Origin of the sequence: Leucobacter sp. L43, assembly GCF_016597785.1 — a bacterium.
In the GTDB taxonomy this organism is placed as follows: domain Bacteria; phylum Actinomycetota; class Actinomycetes; order Actinomycetales; family Microbacteriaceae; genus Leucobacter; species Leucobacter alluvii.
In genome coordinates, this window is the sequence record NZ_JAENJG010000001.1 from 291,917 (window position 1) to 307,011 (window position 15,095).

Annotated in this window: 14 protein-coding genes and 1 tRNA gene; 9 read left to right on the forward strand and 6 right to left on the reverse strand. The window is 67.4% G+C overall.

Features of this window, described 5'->3' with window-relative positions; genetic code table 11:
• Nucleotides 1–16: 16 nt before the first annotated feature.
• Nucleotides 17–1,252 (forward strand): MFS transporter, encoded by a 1,236-nt coding sequence (locus tag JE033_RS01365; protein ID WP_090148747.1) that lies wholly within the window; start codon nt 17–19, stop codon nt 1,250–1,252.
• Here the strand turns inward: JE033_RS01365 and JE033_RS01370 are convergent.
• A complete protein-coding gene (locus tag JE033_RS01370) occupies nt 1,249–2,322 on the reverse strand; it encodes a glutathione S-transferase family protein (protein ID WP_200328943.1) in 1,074 nt (357 codons plus the stop codon). The two genes, JE033_RS01365 and JE033_RS01370, sit on opposite strands and share 4 nt — an antisense overlap.
• 28 nt (nt 2,323–2,350) lie before the next feature.
• On the reverse strand, nt 2,351–2,887 hold the full coding sequence (locus tag JE033_RS01375; RefSeq protein ID WP_200328945.1) for a flavin reductase family protein: 537 nt from the start codon (nt 2,885–2,887) through the stop codon (nt 2,351–2,353).
• A gap of 110 nt (nt 2,888–2,997) precedes the next feature.
• Between JE033_RS01375 and JE033_RS01380 the strand changes: the two genes are divergently transcribed.
• Nucleotides 2,998–3,483, forward strand: coding sequence for a glutathione peroxidase (locus JE033_RS01380; protein ID WP_200328947.1), 486 nt, complete (start codon nt 2,998–3,000; stop codon nt 3,481–3,483).
• Between the two features lie 70 nt (nt 3,484–3,553).
• Here JE033_RS01380 and JE033_RS01385 read toward each other — a convergent pair whose 3' ends face one another.
• From JE033_RS01385 to JE033_RS01395, 3 genes are all read right to left on the reverse strand, one after another.
• Nucleotides 3,554–4,222 carry an alpha/beta fold hydrolase gene (locus JE033_RS01385; protein ID WP_200328949.1) on the reverse strand — a complete coding sequence of 223 codons (669 nt, stop codon included), beginning with the start codon at nt 4,220–4,222 and terminating at the stop codon, nt 3,554–3,556.
• A 94-nt stretch (nt 4,223–4,316) separates the two neighbouring features.
• Nucleotides 4,317–4,393, reverse strand: a tRNA-Val gene (locus tag JE033_RS01390).
• 84 nt (nt 4,394–4,477) lie between these two features.
• Nucleotides 4,478–4,945, reverse strand: coding sequence for a redoxin domain-containing protein (locus tag JE033_RS01395; protein WP_200328951.1), 468 nt, complete (start codon nt 4,943–4,945; stop codon nt 4,478–4,480).
• Between the two features lie 245 nt (nt 4,946–5,190).
• On the opposite strand from JE033_RS01395, the gene aceE reads away from it, so the two are divergent.
• From aceE to JE033_RS01430, 7 genes are all read left to right on the forward strand, one after another.
• On the forward strand, nt 5,191–7,917 hold the full coding sequence (aceE, locus tag JE033_RS01400) for a pyruvate dehydrogenase (acetyl-transferring), homodimeric type (protein WP_200328953.1): 2,727 nt from the start codon (nt 5,191–5,193) through the stop codon (nt 7,915–7,917).
• A 32-nt stretch (nt 7,918–7,949) separates the two neighbouring features.
• A complete protein-coding gene (locus tag JE033_RS01405) occupies nt 7,950–9,161 on the forward strand; it encodes a CdaR family transcriptional regulator (RefSeq protein ID WP_200328956.1) in 1,212 nt (403 codons plus the stop codon).
• Nucleotides 9,162–9,275: 114 nt separating this feature from the next.
• Nucleotides 9,276–10,196: an ACP S-malonyltransferase gene (locus JE033_RS01410; protein WP_200328958.1), complete on the forward strand. Its 921-nt coding sequence runs from the start codon at nt 9,276–9,278 to the stop codon at nt 10,194–10,196.
• Nucleotides 10,197–10,215: 19 nt separating this feature from the next.
• Entirely contained in the window at nt 10,216–11,220 is a 1,005-nt protein-coding gene (locus tag JE033_RS01415) for a beta-ketoacyl-ACP synthase III (protein WP_200328960.1), read from the forward strand.
• A 100-nt stretch (nt 11,221–11,320) separates the two neighbouring features.
• On the forward strand, nt 11,321–11,569 hold the full coding sequence (locus JE033_RS01420) for an acyl carrier protein (RefSeq protein WP_010157098.1): 249 nt from the start codon (nt 11,321–11,323) through the stop codon (nt 11,567–11,569).
• 125 nt (nt 11,570–11,694) lie between these two features.
• Nucleotides 11,695–12,933 (forward strand): beta-ketoacyl synthase, encoded by a 1,239-nt coding sequence (locus tag JE033_RS01425; protein ID WP_200328962.1) that lies wholly within the window; start codon nt 11,695–11,697, stop codon nt 12,931–12,933.
• Between the two features lie 78 nt (nt 12,934–13,011).
• A complete protein-coding gene (locus JE033_RS01430) occupies nt 13,012–13,815 on the forward strand; it encodes a glutamine amidotransferase (RefSeq protein WP_234037041.1) in 804 nt (267 codons plus the stop codon).
• Here JE033_RS01430 and efeB read toward each other — a convergent pair.
• The gene (gene efeB / locus JE033_RS01435) at nt 13,797–15,092 is read right to left on the reverse strand and encodes an iron uptake transporter deferrochelatase/peroxidase subunit (protein ID WP_200328964.1); all 1,296 of its coding nucleotides are present in this window, start codon (nt 15,090–15,092) and stop codon (nt 13,797–13,799) included. The two genes, JE033_RS01430 and efeB, sit on opposite strands and share 19 nt — an antisense overlap.
• Between the last annotated feature and the right edge of the window lie 3 nt (nt 15,093–15,095).

Genomic DNA, 15,095 nt, shown 5'->3' on the forward strand with positions numbered 1-15,095 from the left:
GGGAAGGCGTCTCTCGATGACCCACCTCACGCCGCTTCGCCGCGGATTCGCGCTCTTCGCACTCGCTCTCGGCGGTTTCGGGATCGGCGTGACGGAGTTCGCGACGATGGGGTTCCTCCCGGAGATCGCCCACGACCTCCTGCCGGGTTTCGCCGAGTCGCCCGACACGGTCATCGCGCGAGCGGGTTGGCTGATCACCGCCTATGCGCTCGGCGTGGTGGTCGGCGCACCCACCTTCGCGGTGCTGGCCGCCCGCATGTCGCAGACGAAGCTCGCCTTCCTCCTCTTGGGGCTCTTCATCCTCGGCACGATCGCCTCCGTCTTCATGCCGACGTTCGGATCGCTCGCGATCGCGCGCTTCATCGCTGCGCTGCCGCACGGCGCCTACTTCGGCGTCGCGTCGCTTCTCGCCGCTCGCATCATGGGCCCGGGAATGCAGGGCAGAGGGATCGCGCTCGCCCTCTCGGGCCTGACTGTCGCCAACGTCGTCGGCGTTCCGATCGCCACATGGATCGGCCAGGTCGCCGGATGGCGCTGGGCGTACGTGCTCGTCGCGGTGATCTTCACCGCGACGCTCCTGCTGTGTGTCGCCTTTCTCCCACGCTTCCCCGGAAACCCGTCGCGCAGTGCCATGCGCGAGCTCTCGGCACTCCGCAACTACCGACTGTGGATCATGATCGGTGTCGGTGCCATCGGGTTCGGCGGGTTCTTCGCCGTGTACTCGTACATCGCCGAGGTCACGACGCGGCTCACGGGGCTTCCGGAGGCGGCGGTGCCGTGGGTGCTGGCCGGTCTGGGCCTCGGGATGACCATCGGCAATCTCGCGGGCGGCTGGGCGAGCGACAAAGATCTCACCCGCACGATCGTCTTCGGCTTCAGCTCGTTCATCGCCGTGCTCATCGCGTACGCCCTCGTCGCCTGGCATCCCGTTGGGCTCATCGTGACGACGTTCCTCCTCGGTGTGACGTCGTCGGTTCTCATGCCGTCCATCCAGTCGCGCCTCATCCGCGTCTCAGGGGAAGCGGCGCTTTTCGGCGCCGCCATCAACCATGCCGCGTTCAACGTCGGCAACAGCCTGGGCGCATGGCTCGGAGGACTCGCCATCGCCGGGGGCCTCGGCTATCTCGCACCCGGCTGGGTCGGCGTCGTGCTCGGCGTCATCGGCATGGCGCTCGCACTCGCCGGGATCGCCGTCGAACGTCGTGACAAGGCGCGAAACCTCGACACCGTCGGCGTCGCGGTTCCGCGCTAGCGCCGCGGAGCGGGCGGCGTGCCGTCGCCGAACGGCTCTCCGCCCAGACGCTCGCGCCCGTGAGGGGTCTCCCAGTTCGAGAGGTCGGGTCCGAGTGGCACGATCCGCGTCGGGTTGATGTCGGAGTGCGTGGCGTAGTAGTGCTGCTTGATCTGCGTGAAATCGATGGTGTCGCCGAAGCCGGGCGTCTGGAAGAGATCTCGTGCGTACCCCCAGAGGTGCTCCATCTCGCTGAGTTTGTTGCGATTCGCCTTGAAATGCCCGTGATACACCGGATCGAAGCGCGCCAGCGTCGTGAAGAGGCGCACGTCGGCCTCCGTGATGGTGTCGCCCATCACGAACCGGCGCGTGGAGAGACGCTCCTCGAGCCAGTCCATCGCCGTCCACAGCCGCTCGTAAGCGGCGTCGTACGCCTCCTGGCTGCCCGCGAAGCCGCAGCGATAGACGCCGTTGTTCACCTCCGTGAAGATCCGCTCCATCACCGGCCACATCTCGTCGACGAGCTTGACGGGCAGCAGGTCGGGAGCCCCGGGCCGGTGGAACTCGCGCCATTCGGTCGAGAAGTCGAGCGTCATCTGCGGATAGTTGTTCGTCACGACGCCACCGCTCGGCACATCGACGATCGCCGGCACGGTGATCCCGCGCGGGTACCCGGGGAACCGCCTGAAGTAGTGCTCCTGCAATCGCTCGCTGCCGAGCACGGGGTCGCGGCCATCGGGGTCGAGATCGAAGGTCCAGGACCGCGCATCGTGCACCGGCCCCGGCTGCCCGAGCGAGATGACGTCTTCGAGTCCGAGCAATCGCCGCACGATGAGCGTGCGATTCGCCCACGGGCAAGCCGCGGCCGCGATGAGGCGGTACCGTCCCGGCTCGACCGGCCACGCTTCCGCCCCCTCTGAGAGTCCGAAGCCGAGCGAGCCGATCTTCGACTCCGGCGGGGCCGGCATCGCGGCCACGGCCTCCGGGTCGGCGACGATGCGATCCTCGATGTACTGAGTGTCGCGCTCGAAGGCGCCTCCGGTCACGTAGCTTCCCATGGACGATTCGGATGATTCGGACGATGCGCTCATCGGTTCTCCTCTGGTCGTGCTGTCGATGCTAGGGGCGTTCGGCTGAGGGCAGCGTGTGGAAGCGGCGATCCACGTACACCATCGGATCAGCGGCATCCCCGAACACGGCTCCGAGCACCTCGGCGACCACGACCACCGAGGATCCGACGCCGAGCGTGTGGAGCGGGCGGCAGCGCAGCGCGACTCGCGAGGCAGGCAGGTACGGCTCGCCTGTGGCGAGAGACGACCACCCCTGCGCGGCGGTGAAGCGCTCAGCGCCCGACACGGCGAACGCCTGCGCGACCTCCGCGTGACGCGAGTCGAGGAGATGCACGAGATGCGTGTCGGCGCTCAGCACGCCGCCGGCGCTGCCCGTGGCGCGCGTGACGGAGAAGGCGATCGCCGGCGGATCGATCCCAACGGAGGCGACGCTGGAGGCGGTCAGCCCCACCGGCCCATCCTCCGTCATCGCGGTGATGAGCGCGACGCCGGCGGGGTGTTCCCTGAAGGCCTGTTTCAGCGCATCCGCGCCGGTCACCCCGCTCGCGTCGAATCCCACCGTTGCATTCTCCGGGGCCGAACTCATGCGCACCGTGCCTCTCTCAGACTCAACGGAATGCGAACGCACCCCGACACCGATTCCAACGTATCGTGCGGCCGGTTCATTCCGTCGCGCCGCTGGCCTAGGCTGTGGACATGCAGCTTCGCGATATCTCATTCACGACCATCGACGGCGACCCGGTCTCCCTCGCCGACTACGCCGACCGGGCGGTGCTCGTCGTCAACGTCGCGTCGAAGTGCGGGCTGACGCCGCAGTACGAGAAGCTCGAGGCCCTGCAGCGGCAGTACGGCGATCGCGGGTTCACCGTACTCGGATTCCCGTGCAACCAGTTCATGAATCAGGAGCCCGGTGACGGCGAGGAGATCAAGACGTTCTGCTCCACGTCGTACGGCGTCACCTTCCCCCTCATGGAGAAGGTGAAAGTGAACGGGCGTCGCAAGCACCCCCTGTACGAGCAGCTCCGCGAGATCCCGGATGCTGACGGCAAGGCCGGGCGGGTGAAGTGGAACTTCGAGAAGTTCTTGGTCGCTCCCGACGGGTCGGTCGCGCGCTTCCGCCCCACCGTCGAACCCGATGACCCCTCGATCGTGTCGGCGATCGAAGCGGCACTGCCGAGGTAGGTGATGGTGGGCCCGGAGGGAAACGGCGCGATGCCGTGCTCGAGTCAGACTCGACGCCAGCCCTCTCCGGTCACTGAAATGCCCGGCCCTCGGTTTGATGCGCGTAAAAAGCATTGAGGCGCTTACTGAACGCTTCGGGCCGACTGATGTTCCATTCGTGCCCGGCGTCGGGTACGAGCTGGAGTTTCGCATCGGTGATTCCTGCAGCGAGCTCTCGCGCCGCGGGAAGGTTCGGGCGGTCTCGGAGGCCGCAGAGAACGAGTGTCGGCGCTGTGATTCGTGAAAGCTCTTCCCGGAGGTCCGCGCGAGCGATCGATCGGAGTACTGCGCGCATGCGGGGTTTGCTCATTCCCGGAGGAGCGACCAATCGGCTCGGCAGTACTCGCATGATCGCGCTCTGCAGTGCCATCAGCGCCGGGTTCGGGCGAACCTGCGCACCCGAAAGCACCAACGAGGACACACGGTTCGGATAGTCGATCGCAAACCGTATCGCGATCATCGCGCCGAGCGACAACCCGCAGATATGCGCTCGTTCGATTCCGCGACGATCGAGTTCGGCGGCCACGTCTCCGGCAGCGTCAGTCAGGGAGAAATCCGCGCTGCCGTCGCCGGTCAGACCCGCGACCCGAGGAGCGAATCCGCTGAACTCAGACGGAAGAGCATCGATCTGAGCGTCCCAGGATTCAGGGCCGGCGCCGATGCCGTGCAGGAACAGAACGCTCTGTGAGGGAGAAGCCATGGATCGAGAATATCGATCGCTGCCTGCGAGCCGAATTCCTCGGTACGGCAGCGCAACACGAGGTGCACGGTGTACGCACGGCATCTGATGAATCTGGTGGGCCCGGAGGGACTCGAACCCCCGACCCTCTCGGTGTAAACGAGATGCTCTAACCAACTGAGCTACAGGCCCGATGCCGCGTTGCGGCACCCCATAGCTTAGGGGAATCCCCGGCCCGCCGAGAAATCGGGAGGCTCACGGCGCACTTGGCGCTCGTCATTCCGCAGCGAGGGCTCGAAGCGCGTCGCCGTAGTCGGCGAGCGGGCGAGCTTCGCCCACCGGTGATTCGAAGGACGCGGCGACGAGTCCGTCGCGACCGATCAAAACGCTCGCACGCGAGGCTGCGCCCGTGCGTTCGACGAAGGCGCCGTACGCGCGCGAGACAGCGCCGTGCGGCCAGAAATCAGAGAGAATCGGAAACTCGAATCCTTCGTGCTCGGCCCAGGCTCTCAGCGCCCACACCGAATCGACCGTGACGCCGATCAATCGCACCGAGTGCTCTGCGAACAGGCCCCGGCTCGCAGACAGCTCGGCGAACTCCGCGGTGCAGATGCGCGAGAAGGCGAACGGCACGAAGACCAGCGCGACGGGACCATCGAGCAGCAGCTCAGACAGAGCGACCTCCGCGCCGAACTGATCCGACAGCGTGAAATCGGGCGCCAGCGCACCCGCAGCGAGCACCATGAGGACTCCTATTCCGGCCGATCGACCCGATCGCGATGCAGTGCGACCAACTGTAGCCAAACACCGAACACCGTGCGGATTGTGCTGAAATCACACACGATGGGCGTCGGCTGAATGATCCTTCGTACAAATTCGATAGTCTGGAGCCACACCCGCGAATCCAGCGGGCGCCTTTCGTGCAGCGCGCCGACGCACCAACCAGCGGTTCTGGCTCCTGCACGCCTCATGGTGAATGGAGCACAATCTTGGCCGTCAACACGCAGGATCCCTACGCAAGCGGGAACGAAGATCAGGATCCGCAGGAGACCGCCGAATGGCGCGAGTCCCTCGACGCGGTCGTCGAAGAGCGGGGCGCAGGGCGCGGCCGCGAGATCATGACGAGCCTGCTCGACCGCTCGCGGCAGCTGCACCTCAACGTGCCCCAGGTGCCGACCACCGATTACGTCAATACGATCGCCTCCGACGACGAGCCCGACTTCCCGGGCAACGAGGAGCTCGAGCGCAAGTACCGCTCGTGGATCCGTTGGAACGCGGCGATGACCGTGCACCGCGCGCAGGCCCCCGGCATCGGCGTCGGCGGTCACATCTCGTCGTACGCGTCGGCCGCCTCTCTCTACGAGGTCGGGTTCAACCATTTCTTCCGCGGTCAGGATCACCCGGGCGGCGGCGACCAGATCTTCGCGCAGGGGCACGCCTCCCCCGGCATGTACGCACGGGCCTTCCTCGAGGGGCGGCTCACCGCCGACCAGCTCGACGGGTTCCGTCAGGAGAAGTCGCACGCGGGCGGCGGCCTTCCCAGCTACCCGCATCCGCGCCTGGCGCCCGAGTTCTGGCAGTTCCCCACGGTGTCGATGGGACTCGGTCCGATCAACGCCATCTACCAGGCGCAGCTCAACAAGTACCTCACGAACCGCGGCATCAAAGATGCCTCTGACCAGCACGTCTGGGCCTTCCTCGGCGATGGCGAGATGGACGAGGTCGAGAGCCGCGGCCAGCTCCAGGTCGCAGCGAACGAGGGCCTCGACAACCTGACCTTCGTCATCAACTGCAACCTGCAGCGCCTCGACGGTCCGGTCCGCGGCAACGGCAAGATCATCCAGGAGCTCGAGAGCTACTTCCGCGGCGCCGGCTGGAACGTCATCAAGGTCATCTGGGGTCGCGAGTGGGACGATCTGCTTGAGCGCGACGTCGACGGCGCGCTGCTCAACATCATGAACACGACGCCCGACGGCGACTACCAGACGTACAAGGCCGAGAACGGCGCGTACATCCGCAACCACTTCTTCGGCAAGGACGAGCGCGCCATGCATCTCGTCGACGACTACAGCGACGATCAGATCTGGCAGCTCCGCCGCGGCGGTCACGACTACCGCAAGGTCTACGCGGCGTACGCCGCAGCGCTCGCGCACAAGGGTCGCCCGACGGTCATTCTCGCGAAGACGGTCAAGGGCTACGGGCTCGGCCCGCACTTCGAGGGTCGCAATGCGACGCATCAGATGAAGAAGATGACGCTGGACGACATCAAGACGTTCCGCGACACCATGCGCATTCCGATCTCCGATGCGCAGCTCGAAGCCGATCCGTACCGCCCGCCGTACTACTTCCCGGGCAACGATGACGAGGCGATCCAGTACATCCATGAGCGCCGTCGCGAGCTCGGCGGATACCTTCCCGAGCGCCGCACGAAGCACACCGAGCTGGCGCTGCCCGAGAAGAAGACGTACGCCATCGCCGCGAAGGGATCCGGCACGCAGGAGGCCGCGACGACGATGGTCTTCGTCCGCCTCCTCAAGGACCTGATGCGCGACAAGTCGTTCGGCCCGCGCATCGTGCCGATCATCCCCGATGAGGCCCGTACCTTCGGCATGGATTCGTACTTCCCCACGTCGAAGATCTACAACCCCAACGGGCAGAACTACGTCTCCGTCGACCGCGAGCTGCTGCTCGCGTACAAGGAGAGCCCGCAGGGCGTGCTGATCCACGTCGGCATCAACGAGGCGGGCGCCGCCGCCGCGTTCACCGCGGTCGGCACCTCGTACTCGACGCAGGGCGAGCCCCTCATCCCCGTCTACATCTTCTACTCGATGTTCGGGTTCCAGAGAACGGGCGACGCATTCTGGGCTGCCGGCGATCAGATGGCGCGCGGCTTCGTGATCGGCGCCACCGCCGGCCGCACCACGCTCACCGGCGAGGGGCTGCAGCACGCCGACGGCCATTCGATCGCACTCGCCGCGACCAACCCCGCGGTCGTCTCGTACGACGCGGCGTACGGCTACGAACTCGGGCACATCATGCGTTCGGGTATCGAGCGCATGTACGGCGGAGAGCACCCGGATCCGAACGTCATGTACTACCTGACGGTCTACAACGAGCCGATCGTGCACCCTGCTGAGCCCGAGAACGTCGACGTCGAGGGAATCGTCCGCGGCATCCACAAGGTTCGCGCCGCGGAGTCCGGCACGCACAGTGCGCAGATCTTCGCGTCCGGCGTGGCCGTGCCGTGGGCGCTCCAGGCGCAGCAGATCCTCGCCCGCGACTGGGACGTCGCCGCTGATGTGTGGAGCGTCACGAGTTGGACCGAGCTCGGTCGTGACGGCGTCGCAGCGGAGGATCACAACTTCCGCAACTTCGGCGACGAGCCGCGGGTGCCGTACCTGACCGAGAAGCTGCGAGGTTCCGACGGACCCGTCGTCGCCGTGAGCGACTGGGCCACCCAGGTGCCCGAGCAGATCCGCGCGTTCGTTCCGAACGACTACTCGGTGCTGGGCGCCGACGGCTTCGGGTTCTCCGACACTCGCGCAGCGGCGCGTCGCTACTTCGGCATCGACCGGGAATCGGTCGTCGTGAAGGTGCTGCAGCGTCTCGCGCTGCAGGGCAAGATCGACGCCGACGTGCCTCGCCGCGCTGCCGAGCAGTATCGCCTCGGCGACGTGAACGCCGGCTCGACGGGCGGCGCAGGCGGGGAGTCCTGACGGACGCCCCGATGCAGCCCGACGCCACGCCCATGGATCGAACGAAAGCGCAGGAGCTCGCGTGGCTCCGCACGATCACCGGTGAGCTCTCGACCCGCACGATCACCCGGCTCGACGACACACTCCCCTGGTACGGGAATATGCCGCCGAGCCGGCGATCGGCGATCGGGCTGGTCGCCCAGACCGGCATCAGTTCGTTCATCCAGTGGTACGAAGACCCGACGTCGACGCCCTGGATCGCGTCCGACGTCTTCAGCGCCGCTCCGCGCGAGCTGCTCAGATCGATCAGTCTGCAGGAGACCCTGCAGTTGATCCGGGTCGTGGTCTCGGTGGTGGAGGATCGCGTGGCGCCGAAGAGCGAGGCGCTGCGGGAGGCCGTGCTCCACTACTCGCGCGACGTGGCCTTCGCGGCCGCCGACGTCTATGCGCGAGCAGCGGAGGCGCGCGGGCTCTGGGACGCCCGCCTCGAAGCGCTCGTCGTCGACTCGATTCTGACGGGCGAGAGCGATGACGAGCTGCCCAGTCGAATCGCGGCGCTCGGTTGGCACGGCGATGGAGAGGCCGCCGTTCTCGTCGGCACCGCAGAACGCTATGTGGACGTCGACCAGTTGCGACGCTCGGCTCGCCACGCGGGCGCAGATGTGCTGATCGGCCTGCAGGGCACACGTCTCGTGCTCGTGCTCGGACGCCTCGACGCGCCCCTCCCCGAGCCGGGGGCCAATGGTGCTGCCGAGCGGCTGTCATTCCTCGAGATCGCGCAACGGCTCGCCGACGGGTTCTCGGATGGGCCGCTCGTGCTGGGCCCCACCGTCGAGAATCTGGTGGATGCATCGCGCAGCGCTCGAGCGGCACTCGCCGGGGTCGCCGTCGCACGCTCGTGGCGTCACGCACCCCGCCCGGTGGCGGCCGACGATCTCCTTCCCGAGCGCGCGCTCGCGGGAGACGGACTCGCACGACGCACCCTCATCGAGCAGATCTACGAACCGCTCGCCGCGCACTCTGGCGAGCTCCTCGAGACGCTCTGGTGCTACCTCGACAACGGAAGGTCGCTGGAGGCGACCGCACGAGAGCTGTTCGTTCATCCGAATACGGTGCGCTACCGCCTGAAAAAGGTCTCCGACGTCATCGGGTGGAATGCCACCGGTGCGCGCGAAGCCCTCATTCTGCAGTCCGCGCTCATCGCCGGGTCGATCGCGCAACACGGCCGCCGCGCCCCGGCTCCGAAGCGGGAAGGGTCGCGCTAGCGAGCCCTCGTGGCCGATGACGGCGACGCCTCTGACGAGATTCCACAAAGAAATCCGCAAAGTGTGGTCGGAAATATGCAGGCTGCACGGCCATGATCTGAGAAACTGGAACACGTGATTGTTATCGCCTGCCCTGGACAGGGCTCCCAGACCCCCGGCTTCCTCGCACCCTGGCTCGAGCTGCCGGGCGCCCGCGACTTCCTCGGAGAGGCCTCGGAGCACGCGGGCGTCGATCTGATCGCCCACGGCACGCAGAGCGACGCCGACACGATTCGCGACACCGCGATCGCGCAGCCGCTGATCGTCGCTGCGAGCCTCCTCGCCTGGCGGGAACTGTCAGCTCGCGTCTCCATCGCAGATGCCGGGATCTCCGGCCACTCGGTGGGCGAGTTCGCCGCAGCGGCAGCTGCCGGCGTATTGACCGAGGCCGAGGCGCTGCGTCTCGTCGCGGTCCGCGGGCGCGCGATGGCCGATGCCGCCGCCCGCGCCGACACCGGTATGGCGGCCGTCGTGGGCGGCGTCGAAGCCGATGTGCTCGCCAAGATCGACGAGCACGGCCTCACCCCCGCGAATCGCAACGGCGGAGGACAGATCGTCGCAGCCGGAAGCCGCTCATCCCTGGACGCCCTCGCCGCCGATGCGCCGCGCGGAGCGCGCGTGATCGCTCTCCAGGTCGCGGGTGCGTTCCATACCGATGCGATGGCGTCCGCCATCCCCCTGCTGCGCGAGGCCGCGGAAGGCGTGACGCCGACCGATCCTCGTCATCCGCTCTGGACCAACGCCGACGGCTCGCGCGTCACCGACGGGGGTCGTTTCGTCGACCTCCTCGTGTCTCAGATCGCGAACCCAGTGCGCTGGGACGCCTGCATGGCGGGCTTCGACGAGGCCGGCATCACCGGCCTCGTCGAACTCGCACCCGCCGGCGCTCTGACCGGCATCGCGAAGCGTGCGCTCAAGGGCACGCCGGCTGTCGCCATCAAGACCCCTGATGATCTCGACGCGGCCGTGGCACTCGTCACCGGCCCCGCTGCCTGACCGAAACGGAACCGTGCACATGCCTGCTCTCGTGCAGCCCTCGGGCCCTGCTCATTCCCGCATCCTCTCCATCGGCGCCGCACGCGGCGACCTCGATATCCCGAACGACGATCTCGTCGGCCCGATCGACTCCTCCGATGAGTGGATCCGCCAGCGCACCGGCATCGTGCAACGGCGACGCGCGAGCCGTTCGATCGGAGCCGTCGACCTCGCCGTCGAGGCGGCGGAATCCGCGATTCAGAGGTCGGGTCTCGATCGCGCAGAGATCGACGGAGTCATCATCGCGACCATCTCGAACGTCGCGGTGACTCCCTCGATGGCATCTCTCGCCGCTCACCGTCTCGGCCTCACACCGGCGGCGGCCTTCGACATCTCAGCCGCGTGCGCCGGGTACGTCTACGGCGTGGCGCAGGCAGACGCACTCGTGCGTTCGGGCGTGTGCCGCAACGTGCTGGTCATCGGCGCCGAGAAGCTCTCGGACATCGTCGATCCGACGGACCGCAGCATCTCCTTCCTGCTCGCCGACGGCGCCGGCGCTGTGGTCGTCGGCCCGAGCGACCACACCGGCATCGGCCCGACCATCTGGGGATCCGACGGCGAGAAGTGGGACGCCATTCGCGTGACGTCCACCTTCGAGGAGTACCGCAGCAACCCCGGAGTCGTCGCGTGGCCGACACTCCGTCAGGACGGCCAGACCGTGTTCCGGTGGGCCGTGTGGGAGATGGCGAAGGTCGCGCGCGAAACGCTCGAGGCCTCCGGTATCGAGGCCTCCGATCTGGCCGCCTTCATCCCCCATCAGGCCAACATGCGGATCGTCGACGAGTTCGCCAAGCAGCTGAAGCTGCCGGAGTCGGTGGCCATCGCCCGTGACATCGAGATGCAGGGGAACACCTCAGCAGCATCGATTCCGCTCGCGCTGGACGCGCTACTGCAGGAACGGCCCGAGCTCTCCGGAGGGCTCGCACTGACCATCGGATTCGGTGCAGGCCTCGTCTACGGCGCCCAGGTCATCGAGATTCCCTGACACCGCCACGACGCGCTCCCCTCGCGCGTCGAACCCGCGCACCCCGCTGCGCGACATACACTTTTCACCGACCGAAACCCCGATCAAGGAGAAACACACAATGGCATTCAGCAATGAAGAGGTCCTCGCAGGTCTGGCCGAGCTCGTCAACGATGAGACCGGCATCGCGGCGGACGTCGTCGCACTCGACAAGTCGTTCACGGACGACCTCGACATCGACTCGATCTCGATGATGACGATCGTCGTCAACGCAGAGGAGAAGTTCGACGTCAAGATCCCCGACGAGGAAGTCAAGAACCTCAAGACCGTCGGCGACGCCGTCGACTTCATCGTGAAGGCTCAGGCCTAAGCACGCGGTATCGAGCGGAGCGCGGCGGTCAACGGACACGTCCACCCGACAGGGCCCGCCGCGCTCGCTCCTCCCTCAACTTTCCCTCGACTTCAGCCCCACTCAGAACGCGGAGCACGAACATCATGACGAAGAAGATCGTTGTCACCGGCATCGGAGCCTCCTCACCCCTCGGCGGAACGGCTCCCGAGAGCTGGCGAGCCCTGCTCGCCGGAGAATCCGGAGTTCGCACGCTTGAGAACGACTGGGTCGAGCAGTACGGCCTCGCAGTCGGTTTCGCCGGCACGGCGAAGGTCGACCCGGCTGAGGTGCTCGAGCGTCCCGTCGCAAAGCGCCTGGACCCGTCGAGTCGTTTCGCTCTCGTCGCCGCGCTCGAGGCGTGGGCCGACGCGGGCAGCCCGAGCGTCGAGTCGGAGCGCCTGGGCGTGGACTGGGCGACCGGCATCGGCGGCCTGTGGACCCTCCTCGACGCCTGGGACACCCTGCGTGAGAAGGGCCCGCGCCGCGTCATGCCGCTCACGGTTCCGATGCTCATGCCGAACGCTCCCGCCGCAGCCGTATCCATGCACCTCGAGGCTCGTGCATACGCGCGCACGGTCGCCTCGGCCTGCGCATCGAGCACCGAGTCGATCGCGAACGCATACGAGCATCTCCAGCTCGGGCTCGCCGATGTCGTGATCGCTGGCGGGGCTGAAGCCGCGATCCACCCCATCACGCTCGCTTCCTTCAACTCGGCGCAGGCGCTGTCGAAGCGCAACGACTCCCCCGCTACGGCGTCGCGCCCGTACAACACCGATCGCGACGGCTTCGTCATGGGTGAGGGCGCTGGCGCGCTCGTGCTCGAGACCGAAGAGCACGCGCTCGCACGCGGCGCGAAGATCTACGCGGAGATCGCCGGCGGCGGAGTGACCGCGGATTCGTACCACATCACCGCGAACGACCCGGAAGGCAAAGGTGCGAGCCGCGCCGTCGAGCTCGCCTTGGAGCAGGCGGGCGCGACCGCTGACGACGTCACGCACATCAACGCGCACGCAACGTCGACGCCGGTGGGTGACATCGCGGAGTACACCGCATTGCGCAACGTCTTCGGCGACCGCGTGAACGAGATCCCGGTATCGGCGACGAAAGCCGCGACCGGCCACCTGCTCGGCGGCACGGGTGCGCTCGAGGCGATCTTCACGGTGCTCGCGGTGCAGCACCGCATCGCCCCGCCCACGATCAACCTCGTATCGAAGGATCCTGAGATCCCGCTCACCGTCTCGAGCGACCAGCAGTCGCTCGGCGACGGGCCGCAGCTCGCGATCTCGAATTCGTTCGGCTTCGGCGGTCACAACGCGGTCCTCGCGATCCGCTCGTACGAGTAGGACCGGGGGCGAGGTCGCCCGTGACCGCGGATGACGCGGCGTGGACGGCGTCCGCCTCGCGCGCGGTACGGTAGAAGGATGAAGCCGTTCCTGCTCATCACCACGCGCGGCGAGGACGACGTCGCTGCGCATGAGCACGCCGCGTACTGCCGGTTGACCGGCCTGCTGCCCGATGAGCTCGAATGGATTCGTGCCGATCGCGCGCCGATCGGCACGATCGAGTTCGCGCGGTACTCCGGCATCATCCTCGCGGGGAGCCCGTTCACCGTCAGCGAGCCGGAAGATCGCAAGTCGGCGACGGAACGACGCGTCGAACGCGAGCTGGCCGCCCTGCTCGACGACGTCGTCCGTCGCGATTTCCCGTTCCTCGGAGTCTGCTACGGCGTCGGCACCATCGGGTCCCACCAGGGAGCCCGCGTCGACCGGACGTATGGCGAACCCTCCCAAGCGGTCCGCATCAGCCTGACGGCGGCAGGACGCACCGACGCGCTTCTGCACGAGCTCCCGCCCTCGTTCGATGCCTTCGTCGGGCATAAGGAGGCCATCAGCGAGGTGCCTCCGAGCATCACGGTCCTGGCCAGTTCGCCGACCTGCCCCGTACAGGCGTTTCGAGTGGGCGAGAACGTGTATGCGACGCAGTTCCACCCCGAACTCGACACCGCCGCGTTCACCTCGCGGGTGCGCTCGTACGCCGGGCACGGCTATTTCGAACCGTCCGAGGTCGACACCATCATCGCGACCGCTGAGGCCGCGGACGTTCGCGCGTCGCACATGGTGCTCGGCCGGTTCGTCGAGGAGTATCTGGACTCCCGTCGGGGGCATCGCGGGGCGACGCCACCCGAACCCCCTGCTGGCGCACCGACCTATTCGAAGAGCGCCTGAGCCAGGTACTCACCCCGCCGTACACCTCTCGGCACCGCCCAGAGACCCGAGCCGATGTGCCTGATGTACTCGTTCAGGAGATCGGACTTCAGCGACCGCTGGACGCGCACGAACGCTGCAGGATCGCGCTGGTAGGAAATGAAGAAGAGCCCGGCACCCAACTGTCCGAGAGTGTTCGATCCGTCGACGTAGTTGTATCCGCGACGCAGCAAGCGCACCCCGGCATTGTTCGTCGGATGCGCCAGGCGCAGGTGCGAGGCCATGTCGATGGCGGGAGACGCGGTATCCACCGCATCCGCAGCGGTGAAGTCGGCTGCGGCAAATTCATCGCCGCCAGAGAGCGGGCCTCCAGCGAGCTTGGTGCGGCCGATGATCCGCTCCTGCTCCCCCAGCGACGCTCGGTCCCAGGTCTCGATCGTCATCTGGATCTTCCGTGCAACGAGGTAGCTCCCGCCGCGCATCCACGCGGGCGCTTCGCTCCCCGCCCAGACGAACTCGTCGAGCGCCTCCCGCTCCTCCGACATGACGTTCGCCGTGCCGTCTTTGAAGCCGAACAGATTGCGCGGGGTGTCTTGCGCTCGGGTGGTCGACGACGTTCGCCCGAACCCGAGTTGACTCCAGACCAGGTGCGCACTGCCCGCTGCGATGCGGGCGAGGTTGCGAATCGCGTGTACGGCGACTTGCGGGTCGTCTGCGCAGGCCTGCACGCACAGATCACCGTCACTCTGGTCCGGCTCGAGCAAGTCGAAGGCGAAGGACGGCAGCGGCTCGAACGCCTGCGGCAGCCGTGCACGGATACCGTACGGATCGTCGATCCCGTCGCGCGGGTCGAAGAGCGCGCGCCCCACACCGAAGGTGAGCGTCAGATGCGCCGCATGCAGCCCCTCGGCCTCGCCGGTATCATCAGGAGGCAGCAGCGCATTGTCTGGTTCGCTCCCAGTCCCGATCGAGCGCCCGCTCGTGAGCGACGCAGCGGCCGTCGTCCACTCCTGCAGCAGCGCGACGAGGTCGTCCCTCGTGGTGCCCGAGAGCATGCGGAAGGCCGCGAAGTGCAGGCGATCCTGAGCTGGAGTGGTGATGCCAGCTTGGTGCGCCCCGAAGAACGGGACGACGCTCCCGCCTCCGCCTGCCCCGCCTCCGCCGGTATGCGCGATCGACGCGGCGACCCCACCTGCGGCAGCCCCCGCGGCGAGCCCGGCGACGCCCGCCCCGACGAACCCGAGGAGGTTTCGGCGGGACGGGCGGAGGGGCTCCGCACCGGGCGATGCTTCAGTCATCGT

Coding starts and splice junctions, on each gene's coding strand:
- JE033_RS01365 (WP_090148747.1), top strand. CDS start 17: ATGACCCACCTCACGCCGCTTCGCCGCGGATTCGCGCTCTTCGCACTC.
- JE033_RS01370 (WP_200328943.1), bottom strand. CDS start 2,322: ATGAGCGCATCGTCCGAATCATCCGAATCGTCCATGGGAAGCTACGTG.
- JE033_RS01375 (WP_200328945.1), bottom strand. CDS start 2,887: ATGAGTTCGGCCCCGGAGAATGCAACGGTGGGATTCGACGCGAGCGGG.
- JE033_RS01380 (WP_200328947.1), top strand. CDS start 2,998: ATGCAGCTTCGCGATATCTCATTCACGACCATCGACGGCGACCCGGTC.
- JE033_RS01385 (WP_200328949.1), bottom strand. CDS start 4,222: ATGGCTTCTCCCTCACAGAGCGTTCTGTTCCTGCACGGCATCGGCGCC.
- JE033_RS01395 (WP_200328951.1), bottom strand. CDS start 4,945: ATGGTGCTCGCTGCGGGTGCGCTGGCGCCCGATTTCACGCTGTCGGAT.
- JE033_RS01405 (WP_200328956.1), top strand. CDS start 7,950: ATGGATCGAACGAAAGCGCAGGAGCTCGCGTGGCTCCGCACGATCACC.
- JE033_RS01415 (WP_200328960.1), top strand. CDS start 10,216: ATGCCTGCTCTCGTGCAGCCCTCGGGCCCTGCTCATTCCCGCATCCTC.
- JE033_RS01420 (WP_010157098.1), top strand. CDS start 11,321: ATGGCATTCAGCAATGAAGAGGTCCTCGCAGGTCTGGCCGAGCTCGTC.
- JE033_RS01425 (WP_200328962.1), top strand. CDS start 11,695: ATGACGAAGAAGATCGTTGTCACCGGCATCGGAGCCTCCTCACCCCTC.
- JE033_RS01430 (WP_234037041.1), top strand. CDS start 13,012: ATGAAGCCGTTCCTGCTCATCACCACGCGCGGCGAGGACGACGTCGCT.
- efeB (WP_200328964.1), bottom strand. CDS start 15,092: ATGACTGAAGCATCGCCCGGTGCGGAGCCCCTCCGCCCGTCCCGCCGA.